The 14,434-nt window shown below is 63.5% G+C and carries 16 protein-coding genes; 9 read left to right on the top strand and 7 right to left on the bottom strand.

From position 1 onward, the window contains the following. Positions 1 to 142 precede the first annotated feature (142 nt). Complete coding sequence (locus O1W68_RS01815; RefSeq protein WP_210730024.1) at positions 143 to 556, top strand: cold-shock protein; 414 nt, start codon at positions 143 to 145, stop codon at positions 554 to 556. Here the strand turns inward: O1W68_RS01815 and O1W68_RS01810 are convergent. The 3 genes from O1W68_RS01810 to O1W68_RS01800 are packed head-to-tail and all read right to left on the bottom strand — an operon-like array spanning position 553 to position 3,518. Beyond that, positions 553 to 1,074 carry a DUF2771 domain-containing protein gene (locus O1W68_RS01810; RefSeq protein WP_269301182.1) on the bottom strand — a complete coding sequence of 174 codons (522 nt, stop codon included), beginning with the start codon at positions 1,072 to 1,074 and terminating at the stop codon, positions 553 to 555. The genes O1W68_RS01815 and O1W68_RS01810 overlap by 4 nt on opposite strands. Beyond that, positions 1,075 to 2,661, bottom strand: coding sequence for an MFS transporter (locus O1W68_RS01805; protein WP_269301181.1), 1,587 nt, complete (start codon positions 2,659 to 2,661; stop codon positions 1,075 to 1,077). A gap of 44 nt (positions 2,662 to 2,705) precedes the next feature. Further along, positions 2,706 to 3,518: a glutaminyl-peptide cyclotransferase gene (locus O1W68_RS01800; protein WP_442972275.1), complete on the bottom strand. Its 813-nt coding sequence runs from the start codon at positions 3,516 to 3,518 to the stop codon at positions 2,706 to 2,708. A 32-nt stretch (positions 3,519 to 3,550) separates the two neighbouring features. Here O1W68_RS01800 and O1W68_RS01795 point away from each other — a divergent pair, with 32 nt between their 5' ends. The 3 genes from O1W68_RS01795 to O1W68_RS01785 are packed head-to-tail and all read left to right on the top strand — an operon-like array spanning position 3,551 to position 7,648. Further along, positions 3,551 to 4,417 (top strand): DUF3027 domain-containing protein, encoded by an 867-nt coding sequence (locus O1W68_RS01795; RefSeq protein ID WP_269301179.1) that lies wholly within the window; start codon positions 3,551 to 3,553, stop codon positions 4,415 to 4,417. Next, the gene (locus O1W68_RS01790) at positions 4,414 to 7,122 is read left to right on the top strand and encodes a sacsin N-terminal ATP-binding-like domain-containing protein (RefSeq protein ID WP_269301178.1); all 2,709 of its coding nucleotides are present in this window, start codon (positions 4,414 to 4,416) and stop codon (positions 7,120 to 7,122) included. The genes O1W68_RS01795 and O1W68_RS01790 overlap by 4 nt, the downstream gene beginning before the upstream one ends. Further along, positions 7,112 to 7,648 (top strand): phosphatase PAP2 family protein, encoded by a 537-nt coding sequence (locus O1W68_RS01785; protein ID WP_269301177.1) that lies wholly within the window; start codon positions 7,112 to 7,114, stop codon positions 7,646 to 7,648. The genes O1W68_RS01790 and O1W68_RS01785 overlap by 11 nt, the downstream gene beginning before the upstream one ends. On the opposite strand, the gene O1W68_RS01780 is transcribed toward O1W68_RS01785, so the two are convergent. After that, positions 7,617 to 7,802: a hypothetical protein gene (locus tag O1W68_RS01780; protein WP_269301176.1), complete on the bottom strand. Its 186-nt coding sequence runs from the start codon at positions 7,800 to 7,802 to the stop codon at positions 7,617 to 7,619. The genes O1W68_RS01785 and O1W68_RS01780 overlap by 32 nt on opposite strands. An 84-nt stretch (positions 7,803 to 7,886) precedes the next feature. After that, complete coding sequence (locus tag O1W68_RS01775) at positions 7,887 to 8,135, bottom strand: DUF2530 domain-containing protein (protein WP_269301175.1); 249 nt, start codon at positions 8,133 to 8,135, stop codon at positions 7,887 to 7,889. 18 nt (positions 8,136 to 8,153) lie between these two features. On the opposite strand from O1W68_RS01775, the gene O1W68_RS01770 reads away from it, so the two are divergent. Genes O1W68_RS01770 through O1W68_RS01760 form a run of 3 tightly spaced genes read left to right on the top strand, consistent with a single transcriptional unit; the run spans position 8,154 to position 11,378 of the window. Then, a complete protein-coding gene (locus O1W68_RS01770; RefSeq protein ID WP_269301174.1) occupies positions 8,154 to 9,605 on the top strand; it encodes an NCS2 family permease in 1,452 nt (483 codons plus the stop codon). 52 nt (positions 9,606 to 9,657) lie between these two features. Continuing rightward, positions 9,658 to 10,086 (top strand): MarR family winged helix-turn-helix transcriptional regulator, encoded by a 429-nt coding sequence (locus O1W68_RS01765; RefSeq protein WP_269301759.1) that lies wholly within the window; start codon positions 9,658 to 9,660, stop codon positions 10,084 to 10,086. 50 nt (positions 10,087 to 10,136) lie between these two features. Then, a complete protein-coding gene (locus O1W68_RS01760) occupies positions 10,137 to 11,378 on the top strand; it encodes an MFS transporter (protein ID WP_269301758.1) in 1,242 nt (413 codons plus the stop codon). A gap of 3 nt (positions 11,379 to 11,381) precedes the next feature. On the opposite strand, the gene O1W68_RS01755 is transcribed toward O1W68_RS01760, so the two are convergent. Then, positions 11,382 to 12,584, bottom strand: coding sequence for a GNAT family N-acetyltransferase (locus O1W68_RS01755; protein WP_269301173.1), 1,203 nt, complete (start codon positions 12,582 to 12,584; stop codon positions 11,382 to 11,384). 38 nt (positions 12,585 to 12,622) lie between these two features. Here O1W68_RS01755 and O1W68_RS01750 point away from each other — a divergent pair, with 38 nt between their 5' ends. Both O1W68_RS01750 and O1W68_RS01745 read left to right on the top strand, forming a co-directional pair. Further along, positions 12,623 to 13,426: a TrmH family RNA methyltransferase gene (locus O1W68_RS01750; protein ID WP_269301172.1), complete on the top strand. Its 804-nt coding sequence runs from the start codon at positions 12,623 to 12,625 to the stop codon at positions 13,424 to 13,426. After that, positions 13,423 to 13,692: a DUF2537 domain-containing protein gene (locus tag O1W68_RS01745; RefSeq protein ID WP_269301171.1), complete on the top strand. Its 270-nt coding sequence runs from the start codon at positions 13,423 to 13,425 to the stop codon at positions 13,690 to 13,692. Before O1W68_RS01750 ends, O1W68_RS01745 begins: the two co-directional genes overlap by 4 nt. On the opposite strand, the gene O1W68_RS01740 is transcribed toward O1W68_RS01745, so the two are convergent. Beyond that, complete coding sequence (locus O1W68_RS01740) at positions 13,649 to 14,398, bottom strand: DUF6928 family protein (RefSeq protein ID WP_269301170.1); 750 nt, start codon at positions 14,396 to 14,398, stop codon at positions 13,649 to 13,651. The two genes, O1W68_RS01745 and O1W68_RS01740, sit on opposite strands and share 44 nt — an antisense overlap. Between the last annotated feature and the right edge of the window lie 36 nt (positions 14,399 to 14,434).

Genomic DNA, 14,434 nt, shown 5'->3' with positions numbered 1-14,434 from the left:
TCGCTAACGGTAGCCCGATAAACCGGCGTGCTGCCGAGCACTCCTTCGCGCTATGCTGGGGCATTCGCGTCCAACACGGCTGTTGGGCGCGAAATTTGTGCAGAACAGGCTATTTACCGAGACAAATGGACGGGTGAGCGCAGTGCCTACCGGCAAGGTGAAGTGGTACGACGTCGACAAGGGATTCGGTTTCCTCTCGCAAGAAGAAGGAGAGGACGTCTACGTCCGCTCGTCAGCGCTGCCTGCGGGTGTCGAAGGCCTCAAAGCAGGTCAGCGCGTCGAGTTCGGTATGGCAGCAGGACGGCGTGGGCCTCAGGCGCTGAGCTTGAAAGTTCTCGAGCCGGCTCCCACCCTGCGTCAGAACACCGCCAATCGTCGCGAGCCCGTCGAGCGTAAGCACACGCCCGACGAGCTGCACGGGATGGTAGAGGACATGATCACGCTCCTCGAGGCAACGATCCAACCTGAACTGCGTAAGGGTAAGTACCCCGATCGCAAGACCGCGCAGAAGATCTCCGAGGTGGTCAGGGCCGTCGCGCGCGAGCTCGACAGCTAACCGGTCGGTGTCGTCGCGATCGACCAGATCGCGTGGCTGATGATCTCTTCCTGCTGGGTGTCGGTGTCGATGATGCCGGAGGGCAACCTGATTTCGACGCCCAGCAGTGCTCGTCCGTCTGCGTCGACTGGTGGCACTGTCAGACCCAATTTCTGATCGGGAAGATACAGCGAGTCGGTCTCGACGACGTCGGCCCCGGCATCGTCGGAGTACACAGCTGCGAGAATCCACGGCGCCGAGGTGATCTCGGAGGGCAAAGACAGCTGCAGCGGGTAGCCCTCCCGAACCGGCACGCTCGCGCTCGATCCATCGTTCTCACACAGCGGCGCCTCGACCGGGCAGTACAGGTACGGCTCGACGGTGACGGCTTTTCCGTCCGCGAATGCCGTGATGGTCGGTCGGTGCGCTGGAGCGTCGGACACGAGCTGTGCGAGGACAGCGACGAACGCCACGCCGACGACGATCAGTCCGGCAGTGCCGATCGCCAATAGCTTTTTGGTCTTCGGTGCAAGATTCACTTAACTCACGTTCTCTTGGGGTGAATAGTCGGAACTGCTCTGCTCGGCGTGCTCGGGTCGGTTTCCGCCGAGTCCTGGGAGCAGTGTCTTGCCTCGGTAGGTGAGTATGGTCTGCACCAGGCCGGCCGTAAGCAAGATCGAGACGACGGTGAATCCGAGCCAGTACTCGGTGGGCAACAGCACGCCCAGTGTTCCCCCGAGCACCCAGCACAGCTGTAGGACGGTCTCCGAACGCCCGAATCCGGACGCAATGGATTCGGGTGGGAGATCGGATTGCAGAGATGCATCGAGCGACACCTTGGCGAGTGCACTCGCACAGGAGGCGACCAACGCGGCCAGTGCGGCGGTCAGCAGGCTGTCGGTCACGGCCGCGACGATGGCAACGACGGTGACGGCGAACGTACATCGGATGATCATGATGGCCGGCCGGCCGAGCTTGATCCGAGCGCCTGCGGCGTTACCGGAGAAGTTGCCGATTGCTGCGCATGCACCGACCAGTCCGAGCATTGCGGCTTGCTTGATCGGCTCGTGTTCGGTCTGAGCTTTGGCAACGAAAGCTATGTAGAGCGTCAGAAATCCGGTGAGAATACGTATGGTTCCGTTGCCCCACAGGCCGACGATGACGGCTTTGCCCAGCGGTTGGCGGCGGTTCTTCGGTGGTGTGGTTCCCGGCTTCACACGGTGCATCACCTCGGTCTCGGCGTCGTCACCGTGGTATCTCAAGGTGGCTGGAACTTCGCCTTCGGTCACTTCTACCCACGACGGGATCCGCATGCTGAGGTAGGCGCCCAGCACGGTGATGGCGGCTACGAACCACAGTGCGCCCGGCGATCCGGAGAGCCAGGCGATAGCGCCCGCGATTCCGCCGGCGACAATGGTTCCGCCGATCAGGCCGAACACCGTCAGGCGAGAATTGACTCGAACGAGGTCGATCTCGGGTGGCAGCACTCGCGGTGTCACGGCGCTCTTGAGTACTGCAAAAGATTTACTGAACACCAGCATGCCGAGCGCAGCCGGATACAGAATCCAGCTGTCGAAGTTGAACACCAGCACGACGGCCAGAACCGTCCGCAGCAGGAACGAACCGGCGAGAGCGAGCCGTCGACCATGCTGTAGCCGATCGAGCATCGGTCCGATCAGCGGCGCTATCAACGCGAACGGAGCGATGGTGATGACGAGATACAGCGCAACCTTCGTCTTGTCCTCACCGGTCGCGGCGGAGAAGAAGAGTGTGTTGGCCAGCGCGACAGCAGTGGCGGCGTCGGAGGCGAAATTGGCCATCGTCGCGTACGTCAGCGCGGTGAGTCCCGATTTGTCGGCACCGTCTGCTTTCGCGGCTCGATGAAAAGTCGCGATGCCCTTGTTGGTGAGCTCGCGGCTGCGCATCGCCGCGACTCGAGTCACCGTCAACTTGCGGGGCATGGGCGGCGGCTTCGGTCCAGGCGGACGATCACCCGGCGGGGAAGTCGACGGGTGAAGGGGAGGCAGCGGGGTTCTGCGGCTGGCGGCGCGCGGAGCCGGTGGATAGTTCTCGAACCCCGGGTGGTCCTCTCCCGGCGGGGTGTCGGAGTCTCGAGGGTCGCTCACGTCGTCAATTCTGTCCTAAAAGTGGAGGGTGTGAGTACACCGACTCACTCCACGGGTGTGAACTCCACCTCGAACATGCTCGGCCACAGCTTTCCCGTCACCAGAAAGCGGTCGGTGCCGGGTATCTGGGCGATCCCGTTGAGTACGTCGGCACCGTCGCGCTCACGCTCGGTCATCGAGTTCCAGAGCGGCTCGGCATCGATGATCTCCGACACCGCCCCGGTGGCAGGGTCGATCTTCGCGATATCGAACGTGCGCCAGAGGTTGGCGTAGACAGATCCGTCTTCGGCGCATTCGAGTTCGTTCAACGATTCGAGCGGCGTTCCGTCGAGCGTTACCTCCACGGTGCCGGTTGCCTCGAACGTGTCCGCGTCACGGAAGGTCAGCATCGAGGACCCGTCGCTCATCACCAGGCCGTCCGCTGCAGCACACAGACCCCAGCCTTCACCGTCGTAGCCGACCTCGCGCTTACCGGCCAGAGTGGTCTTGTCTCGGGCGAACGCGATTCCGTTCTGCCAGGTGATCTGCCACAGAGTTTCGCCCGCGACGGTCAGCCCCTCGCCGAAGTATTCGGCAGATAGATCCACACGTCGCAGTTCTTTGCCGGTGTCCAAAGACGACACGCGCACGTACGACGAACCCTTGCGGCCGGTGCCCTCGTAGAGCTCGCCCTCGTCGATCTCCAGGCCCTGGGTGAACGCGGAACGGTCGTGCTCGAGGGTCCTGACCACGGTGACCGTCGACCTCGTTGCCGAAGAATCTGCGCTGACCTCGGGTTCCGCCGAGCACCCGACAAGCAGAATCGGCACCGCGAGGACACCGAGCACGCGGCGGAGCGAGGCGATCATCTGCCCCATCATGGCAGCCCGAACTGGGCACTCAGGAAGTGATGCGGCAAAATGAACATGTGAGTTTCGCATCTTTCCCAGAGCTCGACCAGATTCGTCCTGTCCTAACGGAAGCCGCCGAGTTGGCGCGCCGTGCTCTGATCGACCTGGGTGAAGGCGGCGTCGGCGATTATCTCGGTGTCACCGCCGAGGACGACAGTGCGGCGACACATCGCTTCGTCGCCGACCTACCCGGCTATCGCGGATGGCAATGGGCCGTGGTCGTCGCAGCCCCCGCCGACGCAGACAGCGCCACCATCAGCGAACTCGTCCTGCTTCCGGGCCCCGATGCCCTGGTGCCGCCGACCTGGTTGCCGTGGGACGAGCGCATCCGACCCGGCGATCTGGGGCCGGGTGATCGGCTCCCACCGCGAGCGCACGATCCGCGTCTCGTCCCCGGGTACGTCGCTACCGGCGATCCCCAGGTCGACGATGTCGCGTACGAGCTCGGCCTGGGCCGTCCACAGGTTCCCAGCCGTGAAGGGCGTCTAGACGCGGCCGAGCGCTGGCACGACGGTGAGTTCGGTCCGGACAGCGAGATGGCGAAAGCTGCACCGTCGACGTGCGGACTGTGCGGGTTCTATCTCCCGCTCGCTGGATCGTTGTCGGCGGCGTTCGGCGTCTGCGGCAACGAGTATGCGGCCGACGGCCATGTAGTTCACGTCCAGTACGGCTGCGGTGCGCATTCCGATACCGAGCTTCCCACCGGTGCAGGATCGCCCGCCTATGATCCGTTCGACGACGCGGCCCTCGATGTCACCGCGCAAGCTCCTGCTTCTCCGGCTCCCGGGCCCGAGAACACCCCTGCGTCGGACCTTGTGTCGGACCCAGTGTCCGAGCCACTACAGGACGCGCAATCGGACAGTTGAGAGATCCGTACGACACCGAGTCGTTGCGCGCCTCGACTCTGTCTGCTTGGACTGATTCGCCTACCCGATTGCGGGAAGACGCTGCCACCGAAGCGGACTTGGTTCGCGGGGGTTATCGCGACCGTCTGCTGACCGAACTCGCGCAGAATGCTGCCGATGCGGCAGCCCGAGCGGGAGTCGCGGGACAGATGAAGGTCTGGGTGTCCGGTCGCGATCTGCACGTTGCCAATACCGGTGCCCCACTGGATCTCGGCGGCGTCCACGCGCTGACGGCCTTGCGGGTATCGGCCAAGACATCCGGTGTCGGTCGCTTCGGGGTGGGTTTCACTGCGGTCCGCTCGGTCAGCGACGAGATCGAATTTCGTTCCACTACAGGTGGAGTGAGCTTCAGCGGTGCCAGGACCAGCAGTGTCCTTACCGATGCGGGCCTGGACGTACCCGATGCAGGCGTTCCCGTGTTGCGACTGGTCTGGCCTGCCGAAGAGCTTCCAGCAGTGGGGTTTTCGTCGGAGATCATCCTGCGGGACGTCGAGGTGGCAGGGCTGCTCGACGCCATGCGCGCCGAGGCGATCGACTTGTTGCTCGAATTGGAATCCTTGGTCTCGATCGAGATCGGCGCGGATCGGTTCGACCGCACGATCGAGGGGGAGGGTCTCGAGTCGGTGAAGGTCGGCGATCGCGAGTGGTGGCAGTTCCGTACCGCTCACGCCAGATGGCTCGCCCCTGTCTCCGACGGGGTGCCGACAGTGGTGGCGTCGGATGTGCTTCGCGCGCCTACTCGTTCGGACGAGGAGTTGTCACTGCCTGTGCTCGTCGTCGCGGACGTGCAGATGCAGCCTGACCGCCGACGCGTTCTTCCCGGTGCGCACCTGCAGCGCGTCGCCGAGGGGTACGGCGAGATGATCGCTGCTTTTCCTGCCCGGTTCAGAACTCGATTGGTTCCGGTCCCGGGCTTTCCGCGCAGCGAGGTCGACGGGATTTTGCGTGAGCAGGTTCTTCGGGAATCCATCTCTGCTCGTTGGCTTCCCTCGGTGGCCGGTGAGAATCTGATCCCCTCGCGGGCTATGGCGCTGCCGGGACTTACCGACGAGCTCGGTGAGCTTCTTGCTGATGTGTTCCCCGATCTGGTCGGGGCCGCGCTTTCGGGTCCGCGGCACGCAGCCGCGCTTGCTGCGGTCGATGTACACCGAATCGGCCTCGCCAGACTCGCCGAGATGCTGACGGGTATCGACCGTGAACCTCGTTGGTGGGGGCGGCTGTACGACGCGTTAACCCCGCTGGTCACCGACGGCGTGGCCGCGGAAGAGCTTGCAGCGCTGCCGGTTCCGCTGTCGGACGGCCGGACGATAACCGGTCCCCGTACTGCCGTTCTCGGAGCGGGCGTCAGTGGGGTCGGGTCGGTGCATTGGGCTCGGCTGGTGCACCCGGATGCGGTGAGCCCACTGTTGTCGAGGTTGGGCGCGGTGGAGGCAACCGCAACCGATCTGCTGTCCGATACGGCGCTCGAAGCGCTACTCGAGGACCTCGACTGGGACGATTCCGACGCCGTCGGCGATACCGTGACTTCGGTGCTGGCGCTCGCCTCGTACGCGGGGGAGCTGCCTTCCTGGATAGGTTCGCTGCCGCTCGAGGATTCCGATGGGGAGCTGCGCGCCGCCGATGAATTGCTGCTGCCCGACGCCCCACTTGCAGGACTGTTGGTCGAGGACTCACCTTTCGGGCTCGTCGCAGATTCCGTCGTCGCGCACTACGGGCCTGCAGCGCTTCGCGCGGTCGGAGTGGGCTGGGGATTCGGCACCGTGACCGACGACCTCCCTACCGGTCCGGATCACGATCTCGACGACGAGGATTCGTGGTGGGCTTCGCTGGCGGAGGACCCGGCGGTGCTCACTGCCGTGCGCGACCTCGATCTGGTCGATGAGCAGCGGTGGCCGAATGCGTTGACGCAATTGATGTCCGATCCGGCGACCCGAGCCGCGGTGCAGGCGCGTGACGGGTACACGGCGTGGTGGCTGCGCACGCACGCCCGGATCGACGGTGAGCGGCTGGGAAGCTATCGAGCGCCCTCGGACTTCACGTTCGCCGGTCTGCTCGACCCACTCGATCACCCGGATGCCGACGATGTGGCGGCGGCTCTTGCCCCCAGTTCGTGCGACAGCGCATGGTTCACCGGCCTGATTCTCTCGAGATTGGCCGATCCTTCGCGATCACCGACTCCTGCGGTCGTTTCGCGAGCTCATCGACTCGTCGCCGACGCTGTCACTTCGGGACGAGTGGAGCTCGACGAGTTGGATGCGCCGACGAGAGTGCGTGCTGTTTCCGGCTGTCTCGTCGATCCTGCCGACGCGATCGTGCTCGACCGCCCATGGTGTGTGGCAACGGTTCCCGCCGACATCGCCATCCTGTCGTCCATGGATACCGCGTCGTCGTTGGCGTCGATCCTGGACGTGCGCACCGCGTCGGAGTCGATCCACGCAGAAGTGCTGGGAATCGGCAGGGTGAGTTCTTGGGACCGCGAGCCCGGAGCGGTACTCGCATGCGCAGAAATGGGCGTGGAGCTGCCGGTCGGACAGGTTGTCGTGCACCGCGAACTTCTCGTGAGACTCACCGGGGCGGTGGAGGGTGAGCGTCACCTCGCCTGGTGGGTGACCGAGGACGGAACGACGCATTGCGCGCAGAGTTGGGAGCGACCCCGTGGACGGTGACGTGCTGGCATGGATGGTCGAGCACCGGGTTGTGTGGCTGACCACAGTCTTCTGGATCATCACCACGCTCGGAAACACCGTGGCGATGTTTCTCTTGTCGGTCACTGGATGCGCAGTCCTACTGCGGGCCGGTCGTCGACGGGAAGCTGTCATGGTGGGAGGCGCCATGCTCACTGGCTGGGGGCTGATGAGCCTGCTCAAGTTTATTTTCGGGCGCGATCGGCCGCCGATACCGGAAAGGCTCGTCGAGATCTCGACGCACTCGTTTCCTTCGGGGCACGCGATGATGTCGGCGATCCTTGCCACGACGGTGACCGCAGTGTTGCTGCGGTCGACCGCGTTATGGCTCAGAAATCCGGTGGTTCTCGCGATACCAGCGGTTGCATCCCTGGCGATCGGCTTCTCGCGGATCTATCTCGGCGCGCATTGGACGACGGACGTCCTGGCGGGATGGTGCTTCGGTATCGCGTGGGGGTTGCTGTGGGTCTACGCGCTCAGCGCGCGAAGTCGCTCCGCTGTGCGATGACGAGGAGTTCATCGCGCATCGAGGGGCTACTGACTGCATGTGCGCGTGCATAGAGGGCGCGGAGCGAACGAGCGTGGGTGCGACGATTGCGGTACTGAGAGACGAGCTTCATGACCTGGCCTTCGGGTAATTCATGGGATGAATCAACTGACATAACCCATACTCCCCGCAATCCCAGAGTTACTCAACCCTAATAAAGGTGAGTTTCCGCACGTCGGGCCACTATGCGTGACTGCGGTTACGTGAGGCCGCGTTGAGCGGTCCTGCTCCCGCGACGAGCGGCAGCGCGCTGCATGAGGAACAGTGTGAAGCCGATCACGCCGACGGCGACGCCGGTCCAGCAGGTCGGCAGCGCATCCGCCCACCGATCACCGCTGACGAGCACCACCACGGTAGCAACGACCCACGCGAGTATGCCGACCGCGATGACAGGCGCAGGATCTGTGAGCCGTACGCTCAGCGCGGGGGTTTCCGGCTTACTATCCACGAAATGTAGGTTACTCCCATGGTGTCGCCCAAAATCCTGGACAACTACTTCAAAATCACCGAACGTGGATCTACGGTCGGTTCGGAAGTGCGCGGCGGCGTCGTCACCTTCGTGGCGATGGCGTACATCGTCGTCCTCAATCCGCTGATCCTCGGCAGCTTCTCCGCGGACGACGCCGCGGCCAAGACTGATGTGCTCGGCAATATCCTGCCCGTCGCACAGGTCGCCGCGGTGACAGCGCTCGTCGCCGGGTTCATGAGCATCTTGTTCGGCATCGTTGCCAACTATCCCTTCGGTATCGCCGCCGGACTCGGGATCAACACGCTTCTCGCCGTCACCATCGCTCCACAGGTGACGTGGCCGGAGGCCATGGGGCTCGTCGTCATCGACGGCATCATCATCGTGTTGCTCGCGCTGACGGGCTTTCGTACCGCGGTGTTCAACGCCATTCCGTCCGAATTGAAAGCGGCGATCGCGGCAGGCATCGGTACGTTCATCGCCTTCATCGGACTCGTCGACGCCGGTTTCGTACGACGCATCCCCGACTCCGCCGGCACCTCGGTCCCGGTCGGTCTCGGTATCGACGGCTCCATCGCCTCGTGGCCGACGGCGATTTTCGTGTTCGGACTGCTGTTGATGGGCGTTCTCGTGGTGCGGAAGGTGCGCGGCGGGCTGCTGATCGGCATCGTCGTCACCACGGTGCTCGCCGCCGTCGTCGAAGCATTCACCGATATCGGGCCGTCGAACGGAGTGGATCCGAAAGGCTGGAATCTCAGCGTTCCGATCTTGCCCGATCAGCTCTTCCAGACCCCGAACCTTTCCCTGGTCGGCGAAGTGGATCTTTTCGGCGCGTTCACCCGCATCGGCGTCCTCGCAGCGAGCCTGCTGGTGTTCACTCTCGTTCTGGCGAACTTCTTCGACGCAATGGGAACGATGACCGGGCTCGGCAAGGAAGGCGAGCTGATGGATTCCAAGGGGCAGCTACCCGGAATCGGCAAAGCGCTCGTCGTCGAAGGAGCCGGCGCGATCGTAGGCGGTGGCGCGTCGGCGTCGTCGAACACGGTCTTCGTCGAATCTGCATCCGGTATCGCCGAGGGTGCGCGAACCGGTTTGGCCAATGTCGTGACCGGCGTGCTCTTCCTGGCCGCCATGTTCTTGACGCCACTCACTGCCATCGTGCCCATCGAGGCTGCCTCGCCGGCGCTGGTCATCGTCGGTGCCTTGATGATCGGACAGGTTCGCGAAATCGACTTCTCCAAGTTCGAATTCGCGCTGCCTGCGTTCCTTACGATCGTCGTCATGCCGTTCACGTACTCGATCGCGAACGGCATCGGAGTCGGGTTCATCACCTGGGTGGTCCTCGCGGTGGGACGCGGCAAGGCGAAGACGGTTCATCCCCTGCTTTGGGTCGTAGCCTTGATGTTCGTCCTATATTTCGTCGTCGGACCGATCACTGACGCGGTTACGTAGGCCATAACGCGCGCCAGGGCGTAGTCTCTGCGCTGTGACGTCGGGAAACAGCGTGAAAGACAACCGTGAGTTGGCAAGCGATCTATCACTGGCCGTGGTGCGATTGACTCGCCACCTGAGGGGGAGACGTGTCGACTCGCAAGTGTCGCTGACTCAGCTGTCGGCTCTTGCGACCCTGAGCCGCGAGGGCGACATGACGCCGGGTGCATTGGCGTCCCGTGAACGAGTGCAACCACCATCGATGACACGCGTGATCGCGTCGCTTGCGGAGCTCGGACTGGTAGTTCGCACTCCGCATCCCACCGACGGTCGACAGGTAATCGTGTCGCTGTCCCCGTCCGGTCACACGCTGATCGCCGACGAGGCCAGTGCGCGTGAGGCGTGGATGACCTCTCAGTTGGCGGGCCTGAACGAGATTCAACTCGTCGTTCTCCGCGATGCAGTCGACATCATCGGCGCGCTGGTCAACGACTCCGAGTAGGTAATTCGTTACCTGAGGTTAGTATTTGTGGAGTGCCCTCTGCCTCCCCGATGTTCGCTGCCTTGCGAACCCGCAACTACAGGTTGTGGGCGTCCGGGCAGATAGTTTCTCTGGTCGGAACGTGGATGCAGAGGGTGGCGCAGGACTGGCTCGTTCTGACACTGTCGGGCGGTAACGGCGTCGCTGTCGGCATCGTGATGGCTCTGCAGTTCGGACCGACGCTGCTGCTGTCGGTGTGGGGTGGGGTCCTCGCAGACCGGTACGACAAAAGAACACTGCTGATGATCACCCAGGCCTTCGCAGCAGTCTGCGGGCTCGTGCTCGGTCTCCTCGATGTCGGCAATCTCGTCGAATTGTGGCACGTGTACGTCATCGCGTTCGTTCTCGGCTGTTCCTCCGCCATCGACGCGCCGGTGCGCCAGTCCTTCACCATCGAGATGGTTGGCAAAGAGACGCTGGCAAACGCAATCGCGTTGAACTCCATGACTTTCAACATGGCGCGCATCATCGGGCCGGCTTTGTCTGGTGTTCTCATCACGTTCATCGGCACCGGGTGGGTGTTCCTGATCAACGCCGCGTCCTTCGCTGCGGTCTTCGGCGCTCTCGTCGCGATGCGATCTGCCGACCTATTCCACGTCGAACGAGCCGCGCGCGCGAAAGGCCAGGTGCGGGAAGGATTCCGGTACGTATGGGGGCGAGACGATCTGCGCGTTCTCCTGGCAACGGTGTTCATGGTGTCGACGTTCGGATTGAACTTTCCGCTCAGCCTGGCAGTGTTGGCTCGCAACACCTTCGGCAGCGGCGCCGACGCTTACGGGTTACTGTCGACGGCATTGGCCGTCGGCACACTTGCAGGCGCGACCCTTGCGGCCCGCCGATCCGGCACGCCCCGCCTGCGGTTGTTCATCGGTGCCGTCATCGCTTTCGGGGTGTTCGAAATACTCGTCGGACTGATGCCGAACTACACACTCGTTGCAGTTCTGCTCGTCCCGACCGGAGCGCTGATTCTGACCTTCACCACCTCGGCGATGAACATTCTGCAGATGTCGGTGCCGTCGGAGATGCGGGGACGGGTCATGGGCATCTACATGCTCTGCTTCCTCGGCGGCACACCGATCGGTAGCCCCGTGCTGGGCTGGCTCGCCGATGTCCTCGACCCGAGAGCTCCGTTGCTGTTCGGTGGCGGCGTGTCGCTGGTCTCGGGCGTCGGCGCGGCCGTCTACCTGATCAAGCACAACAATCTGCCCCCTCGTATCCTCACGTGGCGACGAACGACAGTCGCCGCCACGTGAGATCTAGAACTCCCAGCCCATGACTGATGCACGGTCGGTCGAGAACGCGAGATCCACCGTGTGCAACGCGTCCGAATCCCGGCTCCACAGGCGATTCGAGGCCGCGAACCTACTGGCACGGTGAGTGCCGAAATACAGACTGCCGAGCACATCGAGCTTCATCGACGCGTCGGCGGGAGCATCGGTCCGCGTGACGGTGGCTTTTCCAGCACTGATCGTGACGTCGAAGGTTCCGCCGGCCTCGAGGAACGGATCGAAGACGTCGAGCACGAACTGCGCGTCGACGGCGTAGGTACGGGCTGCGAGGGCAGCTTCGATATTCATGACACGGCTCCACAGTGCGTCGTGGTGACCGGTGATCTTCGGTAGGCGATTGTTCGTCAGCAGGAACGGCAACGCCTCGTCCGGGGCCTGACTGACCTCGATGGTGTCGACGAGATCGATCCCGACGAGCACTTGCCACATCTGGGCATACGCGTCGTCGGTGACCGCTATGAATTCCTCGACGACAACCTTGGTGTCGCCGGACATGTTTCGGCGGTAGGCGACGTAACCGTCCGGGTGAACCATGAAGAAGAGCGCGGTCAATCCTTCTCGACCGTTTTCGCGGTCGGCGAAGAAGCGCTCCCAGCGGATCGGCGGCTTCGGTTGTGCGCCTGCCGTCTTGCGCTGCCAGCGATGGTAGATCTCGGGAAGCAGAGTCGACGCCTCGGTGGACTCCACCAATCGGACGTCGGTCACTGCGGGGACGTCCGGATGGAACTGTGCGAAGCGGCGATCGAGAACCACTCGGTGTTCCTCGGTGGCAGGCCCGTAGCCGAAGCGTCGGTAGATCGTTGCCTCGCTGGCTGTCAGCAACGACAGGGGGGCGCCTGCCGCTTCGAGATTGCGATGCTGTTCGGTGAACATGCGCCGGAGGATTCCGCGTCGACGATGTGTCGGTGCGACCGAAACCCAGGACACGCCCGACGCCTCCACCTGAGCGCCGCCCGGGACCGTCACCGACATCGGGAAGTGCATCGCCACTCCGACGGGCGTGCTTCCATCCCACGCCATTACGACGTGACGCGAACTGGTGAGAATCTGCGTCTCGGCAAGATCCTCGGCATTCTGGTGTTCACCGAATGCATGCGCATCCAGAAGCGCCACGGCATCCCAGTCGTCGTCGGTTGCCGTCCTGACAGTGATCGTGCCCTCGGTATTCATCGCACTCGACCTTTCCATACAGATGCCAAGATGGACACGTGGTAAACGTAATCGACATCGACGACTCTGCCGATCCGCGACTGGACGACTTTCGCAACCTCAATTCCTCCGACCGCAGACCGGACCTCCCCGACGGGAAGGGGCTGGTGATTGCCGAGGGCGTTTTGGTGACCGAGCGGTTGTTGACCTCGCGGTTCCCGACGATCAGCCTGCTCGGTGTCGACCGCAGGCTCGTAGAACTGGGTTCACGCCTCGACGGAGTGGATGTTCCGTTCTATCGGACCAGTGCCGAGGTGATGGCCGACGTCATCGGATTTCATCTGAACCGTGGCGTGCTGTCCGTGGCGAGTCGGTCCCCGGAACTCGACGTCGCCGACGTCGTCCGCGATGCCAGGACTGTCGTCGTGCTCGAGGGTGTCAACGACCACGAGAATCTCGGCGCAATGTTCCGTAACGCCGCAGGCCTCGGGGTGGACGCTGTACTTTTCGGGGCGGCATGCGCCGACCCTCTCTTTCGTCGTGCCGTACGAGTGTCCATGGGACACGTACTTCGGGTTCCGTTCGCACGGGTTCCGGACTGGCCGAGGGGCTTGAAGATTCTCCACGACAGCGGCTTTCAGACCATATCGTTGACGCCGAATCCGTCGGCGATTCCTCTTGCCGAGGCGATGACGGGGGAGAAGGTCGCATTGCTGCTCGGCGCCGAGGGGCCGGGGCTGACCGAACATGCCATGCGCGCTACCGATGTTCGCGCACGAATTCCGATGGCACCCGATACCGACTCGCTCAATGTGGCCACCGCGGCTGCGATGGCGTTCTACGAACGGGTGCGCGTGCAGTGACCGAGCACGTCGCCTATACCGGCGTTCCGGTCGCGCTCTTCGCGGCTGTCCTCGTCGGAGCCGCGCTGACAACGTTCGGCCTCGAACTTGCAGCCGTCAACGTATTCCTGGCAGTGGGGATCAACTTGATCGTCGTCGGGGGTGCAGCACCGACTGTGCTGCGCTTTCGACACACGCCGCTGTGGCGGTGGCTCGTGTACGGAACGTGTGTCGGTGCCGTCCTCAGCTTCGTAGTTCTGGGGATTTCCGTCTCAACCAGCGCATGAACGAGCGATCCGGCATCGGCTCGGGTGGGGCCTGGTCGGGTGGGGTCTGTTCGACCCGTCGGGGTTCCTGTCCGGGCGCATACATAGTGAATCCACACACCTGCAACGAGATCGGATCGAACTCGTCGCCGCGTGGCTCGCCGGTATAGCGGTAGCCGAGCCATTCGGAGTTGGCTGCTTCGGCAAATTCCTGTGGGTGGAACGGAAGCGAGAGTGGGTCGGGCATGACGCCGGGCGGATAGACCAACGGGTGCTCTCCGGCCCAGAACCCTCGCTCCCACACCAACGGAAGACCGGAGTCCTCGTAGATGTAGATCGGAGTCGCGCTGAACGAACGTCGCAGAGTGCCGCGTTCCCAATATGCGAAGGCACCCCACGCCGTCTCCGGGTCAGTCATCACTAGGTACGTGCGCTCGGACGACACCGGGCGAATCCAGGGCTCTGGCAGAGTCGACGGAGTTGCGACGGCCAAGTCGGACGCACAGACCACCGTGACGCCCGGATACGCCCCGATGTAGATCTCGTCGGGGCCTACTCCGGCCACGGCCGACACTGGTGAGAGCCTGCTCGGTACGGCCACGCGATCGGGGAACAGGCGCCCGGCCAGCGCTGACGCAGTATCCCAGTCCGAAGTTGTAGAGGATCTCAGGACCGCGATCGGGTCAGGAGTGTCGACGTACCAGACAGTTGATGCTTTGGCCCCCACTCCTGGCACCCTTCTCGATCTGACGTCAGCCCATCA

The sequence above is a fragment of the Rhodococcus sp. H36-A4 genome (genome assembly GCF_027158005.1).
Taxonomy (GTDB): domain Bacteria; phylum Actinomycetota; class Actinomycetes; order Mycobacteriales; family Mycobacteriaceae; genus Rhodococcoides.
The sequence above is the reverse complement of the archived record's forward strand: the minus strand, read 5'-3'. Positions and strand labels throughout refer to the sequence as shown.

Bases quoted from the DNA above. Each gene is read 5' to 3' on its own strand.
- O1W68_RS01760 (WP_269301758.1), top strand. From the start codon at position 10,137: ATGTTCGCTGCCTTGCGAACCCGCAACTACAGGTTGTGGGCGTCCGGG.
- O1W68_RS01755 (WP_269301173.1), bottom strand. From the start codon at position 12,584: ATGAATACCGAGGGCACGATCACTGTCAGGACGGCAACCGACGACGAC.
- O1W68_RS01800 (WP_442972275.1), bottom strand. From the start codon at position 3,518: ATGGGGCAGATGATCGCCTCGCTCCGCCGCGTGCTCGGTGTCCTCGCG.
- O1W68_RS01795 (WP_269301179.1), top strand. From the start codon at position 3,551: ATGCGGCAAAATGAACATGTGAGTTTCGCATCTTTCCCAGAGCTCGAC.
- O1W68_RS01770 (WP_269301174.1), top strand. From the start codon at position 8,154: ATGGTGTCGCCCAAAATCCTGGACAACTACTTCAAAATCACCGAACGT.
- O1W68_RS01780 (WP_269301176.1), bottom strand. From the start codon at position 7,802: ATGTCAGTTGATTCATCCCATGAATTACCCGAAGGCCAGGTCATGAAG.